Source organism: Kitasatospora sp. NEAU-69 (assembly GCF_057158765.1).
Map to the genome: position 1 here is coordinate 1 of NZ_JBWXUE010000076.1, position 9567 is coordinate 9567.

The window sequence follows — 9567 nt, forward strand, 5'->3', positions numbered from 1 at the left end:
TCGCGTGAGTCGAAGGTCAGCGCGGTCGGCAGGACGTAGATGTCCTCGCCGCCGTCGCCGGTGGCGATCAGGTGGTGGAAGAAGATGCCTTCCTGCAGTGGTGCGAGGGGGTGGATGTCGGCGATGTTCGCCGCGCCACCGGGGAAGGCGTCCGTGATCTGGTCGATCTGCTCGGGTGTGAGCTCGACCAGGGGCAGCATGTCCGGGGTGATCTCGCGCGCGCCGGCCGGGATCCGGTTGGGCGGAACGACGACCTCGCCGCGTCCGGCGCCCTCGGCCAAGCCTGCCACGGTGGGGGCGGCGAACAGGGCGCGGACGTTGACCTGGACGCCGCGCGCACGCAGCCGCTCCACCAGCGTCACCGCGAGCAGCGAGTGCCCGCCCAGCTCGAAGAAGTTGTCATCCACGCCGACCCGGGCCACGCCCAGGACCTCGGCGAAGACCTCACACAGGACCTCCTCACGCGGCGTCGCGGGCGCACGGTACGTCGCAGCGGCCGTGAAGTCCGGCGCGGGCAGGGCCCGCCGGTCCAGCTTGCCGTTGACGGTCAGCGGCAACGCGTCGAGAACCACGATCGCGGCCGGCACCATGTACTCCGGCAGCGAGACGGCGAGCTGAGCGCGGATGGCGGAGGGGTCCAGGGCAGCACTGTCAGCGGGGACGGCGTAGGCGACCACGCGCTTGTCACCGGGTATGTCCTCGCGGACCACGACGACGGCCTGTGCAACTCCGGCGCACGCCGCGAGCGCGGCTTCGATCTCGCCCAGCTCGATCCGGAAGCCACGGATCTTCACCTGGTCGTCGGCCCGGCCCAAGTACTCCAGGTTCCCGTCCGCCCGCCACCGCGCCACATCACCCGTGCGATACATCCGCGCACCAGCGACAACAGCGAACGGGTCCGCGACGAACCGCTCCGACGTCAGGGCCGAGCGGCCGAGGTAGCCGCGCGCCAACTGCACGCCAGCGATGTACAGCTCGCCCGCCACACCCGCGGGCACCGGACGCAGGCCCGCGTCCAGCACGTACGCCCGTGTGTTCCACATCGGACGCCCGATCGGCACGATCGCGCCCGGCTCCTCGTCGGCGTCAAGGAGGTAGTCCGTGCAGCCGACGGTCGCTTCGGTCGGACCGTAGTGGTTCACCACCGCCACACCCGGATGACGCCCACGCCAGGACTCGATCAACGCACCCGGCACCGCCTCACCACCGACCATCATCCGACCCGACGGCACACAGACATCGGCATCGGGAAGCGCTTCGAGGTACGACACATGACTTGGCGTCGCCTTCAGGAACGACAACCGCTCCCCCGCCAGCACCGACGGCAGACCCTCGTCCACCGCCGCCACCCGCACCCGACCACCACACGTCAACGCCCCGTACAACGCCGTCACACCCGCATCGAACGAAATCGACGCATGCAACAACGTCCCGCCGCGCAACTCCGGATACGCCTCCCAGCAACGCGCCAGATAGTTCACCAGACCCTCGTGCCCAACCACCACACCCTTCGGCCGACCCGTCGAACCCGACGTATAGATCACATACGCCGGATGCTGCGGCCGCAGCGGCGCGACACGATCAGCGTCCGTCAAGTCCGCCGCACTGTAACCGGCAAGCGTCAGTTCATCGACCAGAACCCTGTCCACACCGGGAAGTTCCTCAACCTGGTCAGCGCACTGCCGCGAGGTCAGCAGCACCGAGGGCTGAGCATCGCCGAGCATGTAGGCGATCCGGTCAGCCGGGTACTCCGGGTCGATCGGCACATACGCGCCGCCCGACTTCAACACGGCCAGCAGCGCGACGACCAGATCCGCCGAACGCTCCAGCAACACCGCGACCAGCGCCTCCGGACCCACACCACGCTCAACCAGCAGCCGGGCAAGGCGATTCGCCCGAGCGTTCAACTCGGCGTAGTCCAACTCGGTGCTCGCATGTGCAAGCGCGACCGCACCCGGTGTCCGAGCGACCTGCGCCTCGAACAGCCCCGGCAACGTGGCGGCCGGCACCTCGCGCGCGGTGTCGTTCCACTCCACGAGCAGCTGCCGACGTTCCGCCTGGTCCAGCACCTCAACCCGGTCAACCGACTGCCCAGGCTCGGCCACCACAGCCGCCAGCACCCGCACGAAACGCTCGACGATCCGGTCGGCGGTCGCAGCGTCGAAGAGGTCACGGGCGAATGTCACGATGCCGCGCAACCCGGTGGGCGCACCGGCCGAGTCGAAGTCCTCAGCAAGCGTGAAGGACAGGTCGAACCTCGCCGCCAGCTGCCCCGCCGGGAGGAAGGCGGTCTGCAGGCCGGGCAGGTCGAGCACCGCCTGCGCGTTGTTCTGCAAGGTCAGCATCACCTGGAAGAGCGGGTGACGCGCCATCGACCGCACCGGCGCCAGCTCCTCGACCAGCCGCTCGAACGGCACATCCTGATGCGCGAACGCACCCAGACCCACCTCACGCACCCGACCCAACAGCTCCGCGAACGTCGGATCCCCGGAGAGATCCGTGCGCATCACCAGCGTGTTCACGAAGAACCCGACCAGATCATCAAGCGCCTCATCCGTGCGACCCGCCACCGGCGTCCCGATCGGGATATCCGTGCCCGCGCCCAGGCGCGACAACAGCACGGCCAACGCCGCCTGAAGCACCATGAAGACGGTCACGCCCTCGGCCCGCGCCAACTCGGCGGCAGCACGGTGCAGATCAGCGTCAATCGACAGCTCAGCGGTCCCACCGTCATGACTCGCCACCGCCGGACGCGGCCGAACCACCGGCAACACCAACTCCTCCGGCAGACCAGCCAGAGCAGCCCGCCAGTACCCCAACTGCTGCGCCAGCACACTCCCCGAATCCTCCGGCGAACCCAGCAACTCCCGCTGCCACACCGCATAATCCGCATACTGCACCGGCAACGGCTCCCAGCTCGGAGCATCACCCGTCAGCCGCGCCTGGTAGGCGGCCGACACATCCCGCGCCAGCGGACCCATCGACCAGCCATCACCGGCGATGTGATGCACCACCAACAGCAGCACATGCTCCTTCGGCTCCACCGCGAACAACCAAGCCCGCAACGGAACGTCGGCAGCGAGGTCGAACGGCTGCGCTGCCGCGCGAGCGATCGCCCGGGTCACCGTCTCCTCGTCGGCGCCATCCAGGTCGGCCACGGTCAGCAGCGCACCCAATGCCTCAGGTGCCAGCACCTGCTGGCTCGGCTGACCGTCCACGACCTGGAACACCGTCCGCAGCACCTCGTGCCGGCCCGCGACGTCCCGCAGCGCGGCCTCCAGGGCCTCGGCATCCAGCAGGCCCGAAAGCCGCAGCGCCAACGGAATGTTGTAGGTCGCACTCGGTCCCTCCAACTCCCCCAGGAACCACAGCCGCTGCTGCGCGAACGACACCGGCACCACCTCCGGACGCGCACCCGCGACAAGCGCCGGACGCGCCTGAGCCGCACCACCGAGACGCCCGGCCAGTGCGGCGACCGTAGGCGTCTCGAACAGCGCCCGGATCGACAGCTCGACCTCCAGCACGGCCCGGATGCGGCTGACCAGCCGCGTGGCGAGCAGCGAGTGTCCGCCCAGCTCGAAGAAGTTGTCGTCCACCCCGACTGCCGGCAGCCCCAGCACCTGCGCGAAGACCTCACAGAGGGCCTCCTCGCGCGGCGTCGAGGGTGCCCGATGAACGGTGGTGGACAGAGTGAGGTCGGGGGCGGGCAGGGCGCGGCGGTCGAGTTTGCCGTTGACGGTCAGTGGCAGCGTGTCGAGGACGACGAGTGCGGCCGGGACCATGTACTCCGGCAGTGCGGTGGCGAGTTGTGCCCGGACGGCGGGTACGTCGAGCTCAACGGCCTCGGCCGGGACGACGTAGCCGATCAGGCGCTTGTCGCCCGGTGTGTCCTCGCGGACCAGTGCGGCGGCCTGAGCGATCCCGGGGTGTGCGGTCAGTGCCGCCTCCACCTCGCCCAACTCGATCCGGAAGCCACGCAGTTTGACCTGCTGGTCCGCGCGACCCGCGAACTCCAGCTCACCACGCTCGTTCCACCGGGCCAGATCGCCCGTGCGATACATGCGCTCGCCGGCGCCGCCGAACGGGCTCGCGACGAAACGCTCCGCCGTCAGCCCGGCACGCCCGAGGTAGCCACGTGCCAGACCGGCGCCCGCGATGTACAACTCACCCACACTGCCGACCGGCACCGGGCAGAGCCCGCGATCCAGCACATACGCACGGGTGTTGTCGAGCGGACGACCAATCGGCAGCACACCCGCCTCCGCGCGCACCGTGTGCGTGGCCGCGAACGTCGTCGTCTCCGTCGGACCGTAACCGTTCACCACCGCGACACCCGGACACGCCGCCAGCACCCGTGACACCGCACCCGGCGAGACCACATCACCACCGGTCCACACCTCACGCACACCCGCCAGGCAGCCCGGGTCCTCCTCCGCCACCAGAGCGAACAGACCCGCCGTGAGCCACAGACCGGTCACGCCGTGCTCCGACACCAGACGCCCCAGCGCGGCCGCCGTGAGGTCACCCGCAGGCGCCACCACCACCCGGCCACCCGACAGCAACGGCACCCACAACTCGAACGTCGAAGCATCGAACGAGTGCGGCGAGTGCAGCAAGACCCGCTCCAACGCCCCACCAGCGAAGCGACGATCCAGCGCCAACGCGATCACATCGCGCTGCGTGACCGCCACACCCTTCGCCCGACCCGTCGAACCCGAGGTGTACATCACATACGCCAACTGGCCGTCACTGCACGGCACATCGACCGCCACCGGCGACTCGCCGGCATCCTCGCCGACAACCAGCACCGTGACACCCAGCTTGGCAGCCTGCGCAACGGATGCGGCATCGGTGAGCACCACACCCACACCCGTCTCGCCCACGATCAGCATCCGGTGCGCCTGCGGATAGCGCGCGTCCAGCGGAACGTAGAACCCGCCCGCCTTCACCACCGCCAGCAACGCCACCACCAGATCGGCGGAACGCTCCATCAGCACCGCCACACCGCGCTCGGCACCCACACCACACGCCACCAGCCGAGCCGCCAAACGACCCGCCCGCGCATCCAACTCCGCGTACGTCAGCTCCACACCCTCGTGAACCAGCGCCACCGCACCAGGCGTCCGCGCCACCTGCGCCGAGAACAACTCCCCCAGCGACCCACCCGGGAGCTCAACCCCCGTGTCGTTCCACTCGGTCAGCACCAAGCGGCGCTCGGCCTCGTCCAGCACCTCCACCGACCCGACCGGCCGCTGCGGCTCGGCCACCACACCCGCCAGCACCCGCACGAAACGCTCGCCGATCCGCTCCGCGGCCGCCGCGTCGAACAGGTCGAGCGCAAACGTGATCGCCCCGCGCAGCCCGGTCGGCGCGCCGTCCGCGCCGAAGGTCTCGCCGAAGGTGAAGGCCAGGTCGAACTTGGCCGGAGCCTGCCCGCCGGGCAGCGGAACTGCCGTGAGGCCGGGCAGGTCCAGCACCACCTGTGCGGTGTTCTGCAGCGAGAGCATCACCTGAAAGAGCGGGTGGCGAGCCATCGACCGCACCGGCGCGAGGTCCTCGACCAGCCGCTCGAACGGCACGTCCTGGTTGGCGAAGGCACCGAGGCCCGCCTGCCGCGCCCGGCCCAGCAGCTGCGCGAACGTCGGGTCACCGGAGAGGTCCGTGCGCAGCACGAGCGTGTTCACGAAGAACCCGACCAGCTCGTCGAGTGCCTCGTCCATCCGCCCGGCGACCGCCGTCCCGATCGGGATGTCCGTCCCGGCGCCCAGTCGCGACAGCAGCACGGCCAGCGCCGCCTGGAGCACCATGAACACCGTTGCCCCCTCGGCCCGTGCCAGCTCGGCCAGAGCGCGGTGCAGTTCGGCCGGAACGGCGAACTCGACGGTCCCGCCCTCGTGGCTCGCCACCGCCGGACGGGCCCGGAGCACCGGCAGCGCCAGCTCCTCCGGCAGCTCCGCCAGCGCGGTTCGCCAGTAGGCCAGTTGCTCGGAGAGCACGCTGTCCGGGTCGTCCTCCTCGCCCAGCAGCTCGCGCTGCCAGAGGGCGTAGTCCGCGTACTGTCCGGGCAGCGGCTCCCAGTCCGGCTGCTGACCCGCGAGGCGCGCCCGGTAGGCGGCCGACACGTCGCGCGCGAGCGGGCCCATCGACCAGCCGTCACCCGCGATGTGGTGCACCACCAGCAGCAGCACGTGCTCATCCGGCGCCACGGCGAAGAGCGTTGCCCGCAGCGGCAGGTCGGCCGACAGGTCGAAGGTGTGCCGGGCCGCGCCGGCCACCGCCGCGGCGAGCGCCTGCTCGTCGAGACCGGTGGCGTCGACGACCGTCAGCAGCGAGCCGACCGAGTCCTCGTCCTGGATGTCCTGCCAGGGCTGCCCGTCCACGGCCGGGAACACCGTGCGCAGCACCTCGTGCCGCCCGACCACGTCCCGCAGGGCGGCGGCCAGCGCCCGCCCGTCCAGAACTCCGGTCAGCCGCAGGCCCAGTGGGATGTTGTAGGTCGCGTTCGGACCTTCCAGCTCGCCCAGGAACCACAGCCGCTGCTGTGCGAATGAAACCGGAAGCATCAGAACTCCTTGCGCCTGGGCATCGGCCGGAAAGCGGGCCGGGCTTTTTTCAGAGAATCGAGTCGTTCGGCCAGTCGGGCGACGGTGGGCGCCTCGAACAGGACCTGGATCGGAAGTTCCACCTTCAGCACCGTGCGGATCCGGCTCACCAGCCGGGTGGCCAGCAGCGAGTGGCCGCCGAGTTCGAAGAAGTCGTCGTCCACCCCGACCTGCGGCAGCTCCAGCCCCAGCACCTGCGCGAACGCCTCGCAGAGCTGCTCCTCGCGCGGCGTCGAGGGAGCGCGGTGCGTGGTGCTCGTGCTGAGCTCGGGGGCCGGCAGGGCCTTGCGGTCCAGCTTCCGGTTGGGCGTCAGGGGAAGGACGTCCATCAGGATGACGGCCGACGGGACCATGTAGTCCGGCAGCGAAGCGGCGAGGTGGCGCCGCAACTCGTCGGCGCTGACCGGTGCTTCGGCGCTGCCCGCTGTTCCGGCGCCGTCCGCGAGGACGGCGTAGGCGACGAGTCGCTTGTCGCCGGGCCGGTCCTCGCGGGCCAGCACCGCCGCGTCGGTGACGGCCGGGTGAGCGCCCAACGCGGCCTCGACCTCGGCCAGTTCGATCCGGAAGCCACGGATCTTGACCTGGTCGTCGGCCCGGCCGACGAACTCCAGGTACCCGTCAACGGTCCAGCGGGCGAGGTCGCCGGTGTGGTACATCCGGCTCCCCGCTGCCCCGAACGGGTCGGCGACGAACCGCTGCGCGGTCAGGTCGGGCCGGCCCAGGTAGCCGCGGGCCAGACCGGTCCCGGCGATGTAGAGCTCGCCGACGGTGCCCGGCGGCACCGGGCGCAGCCCAGCGTCCAGCACGTACGTACGGGTGTTGTCCATCGGTCGGCCGATGGGCAGCAGCGACGGGACCTGATCGCGCTGCGCCAGCGGGAGTTGGGTCGCACACAGGGTCGTCTCGGTCGGCCCGTAGGTGTTGCGGACCACGATGCCGGGGCAGGCGTCCAGCACCCGCCGGACGGCGGTCGCGGGCACCACGTCGCCGCCGGTGCCCACCTCGCGGATGCCGGTGAACGCCGCCGGGTCGTCCTCCGCGAGCACCCGGAACAGCCCGGCGGTGAGGTGCAGATGGGTCAAGCCGTGGCGGGTGGTCAGCGACCGGATCGCCGCCGCGTCCAGGCGGCCCTCGGGCGCCACTACGACCGTGCCGCCGACGGTCAGCGGCACCCACAGTTCGTAGACCGAGGCGTCGAAGGCGTGCGGCGACTGGAACAGCACCCGCTGGGCCCCGGTCTCGCGCCAGCAGCGGTCGGAGACCAGGTCCACCACGCCGCGGTGGGTGTTCGCGATGCCCTTCGGCACGCCGGTGGACCCGGAGGTGTACATCACGTACGCCCGCTGGTCCGGCAGGTGGCCGAGCCCCAGGTTCTCCGCGCTGCCGGTCCCGGTCTGCGGATCGATCGGCAGGACCTCCGCGCCGGCGGCCGCGACCTGCCGAGCGAACTCGTGCTCGCGCGTGACGCCGTCCACCAACAGCAGCCCGGCGCCCGTGTCCTGGAAGACCACGCCCATCCGGGCCCCGGGCGCCCGCGCGTCGATCGGCACGTACGCGCCGCCGGCCTTGAGGACGGCGAGCAGCGTGACGACGAGGTCGGCCGAGCGCTGCATCAGCACGGCGACGAGCGAGTCCGGGCCGACACCGCGCTCGACGAGGAGCCGGGCGAGGCGGTTGGCACGGGAGTTGAGCTCGCCGTAGGTGAGCCGGACGTCCTCGTGGACGAGCGCGACGGCCTCCGGAGCGCGGGCGGCCTGGGCCTCGAAGAGCTCGGGCAGGGTGGTGGCGGGGTTCTCGACCGCGGTGTCGTTCCAGTCGGTCACGATCCGCCGGTGCTGGGCATCGGTGAGGACCTCGATCCGGCTGAGCAGGGTGTCCGGCGCGGTCTCCAGCTCGGCGACCAGGCCGGCCAGGGTGGTGTGCGCGAGCGAGCAGACCAGCTCGGGGTCGATCGGCGTGACCGCCTGGGCGGTGAGCACGAAGCCACTGCCGATGTCGTCGACCGCCACGGTCAGCGGGTAGTTGGTGCGGTCCTGGCCGTGCTGGGCTTCGACTCCCAGCGGACGGGCCTCGGGTGTGGACGGCTGGCTGTGGCGGTAGTTGAGGAGGGCGGTGAAGAGGGGGGCGGGGGCGGTGATGCCGCTGGCGCGTTGGGCGAGGGCGAGGGGTGCGTGTTCGTGGACGAGGAGGTCGGCGAGCAGGGTGCGCATGGCCAGGGTGGCTTCGCGCACGGTGACGCCGCTGGTGGGGACACGCACGGGCAGGGTGTTGAGGAACAGGCCCGGGACGCGGTCGGCGCCGGTGCCGGCGTTCATGCGGCCGAAGAGGAGGGTGCCGAAGACGACGTCGTCGCGATGGGAGGTGGCGGCGACGACGCGGGCCCAGGCGACGTGGAAGAGCGTGGCCGCGCTCACGCCCAGGCGGCGGGCGCTCTCGCGTAGGCGGGTGGCGAGTTGTGGGTCGAGGGGGAGCTTGGCCTCGCTCATGTGGGTGTCGTGGCCGCGCACATCCAGCAGGCCGAAGGGTGCGGTGGGTTCGGTGACGTCGGCGAGGAGGGTGGTGAAGAAGTGCTCGTGTTCCTCGCGGGTGACGCCCAGGCGGGCCTGGGCGACGAAGTCGCGGAACGGCAGCGGGGTGGGGAGTTGGTCGGTGTTGCCGTCGAGGATGGTGCGGATCTCGGCCATCAGGACGTCCATGGCCGTGTGGTCGGTGATCAGGTGATGACGCTGCAGGACCAGCAGCCAGCGCCCGCTACCGGGTTCACTGCCGGGTTCGGTGCCGGGTTCGGCGGCGATCCGGGCGCGCAGGAGCGGGGCCTGGGTGAGGTCCATCGAGGCGCGGCAGGAGGCCAGGAGACGGGCTTGGGCGTCGGGTCCCGGGTCCAGTGTGACGTTTTCGATGGGGAGTTGGGCGTTGCGGGCGACGACCTGGACGGGTTCGGGCAGGCCCTGCCACACGATGGCGG

At 71.0% G+C, this 9567-nt stretch carries 2 protein-coding genes; both read right to left on the bottom strand.

All coding sequences use genetic code 11. The features are described 5' to 3' along the window. Positions 1-6563 (bottom strand): amino acid adenylation domain-containing protein (locus AC060L_RS37135; RefSeq protein ID WP_483803410.1); only part of this gene is annotated, 6563 nt, incomplete at its 3' end. Beyond that, on the bottom strand, positions 6563-9567 hold a 3005-nt coding region (locus AC060L_RS37140; RefSeq protein WP_483803411.1), incomplete at its 5' end, for a non-ribosomal peptide synthetase. The genes AC060L_RS37135 and AC060L_RS37140, both read right to left, overlap by 1 nt.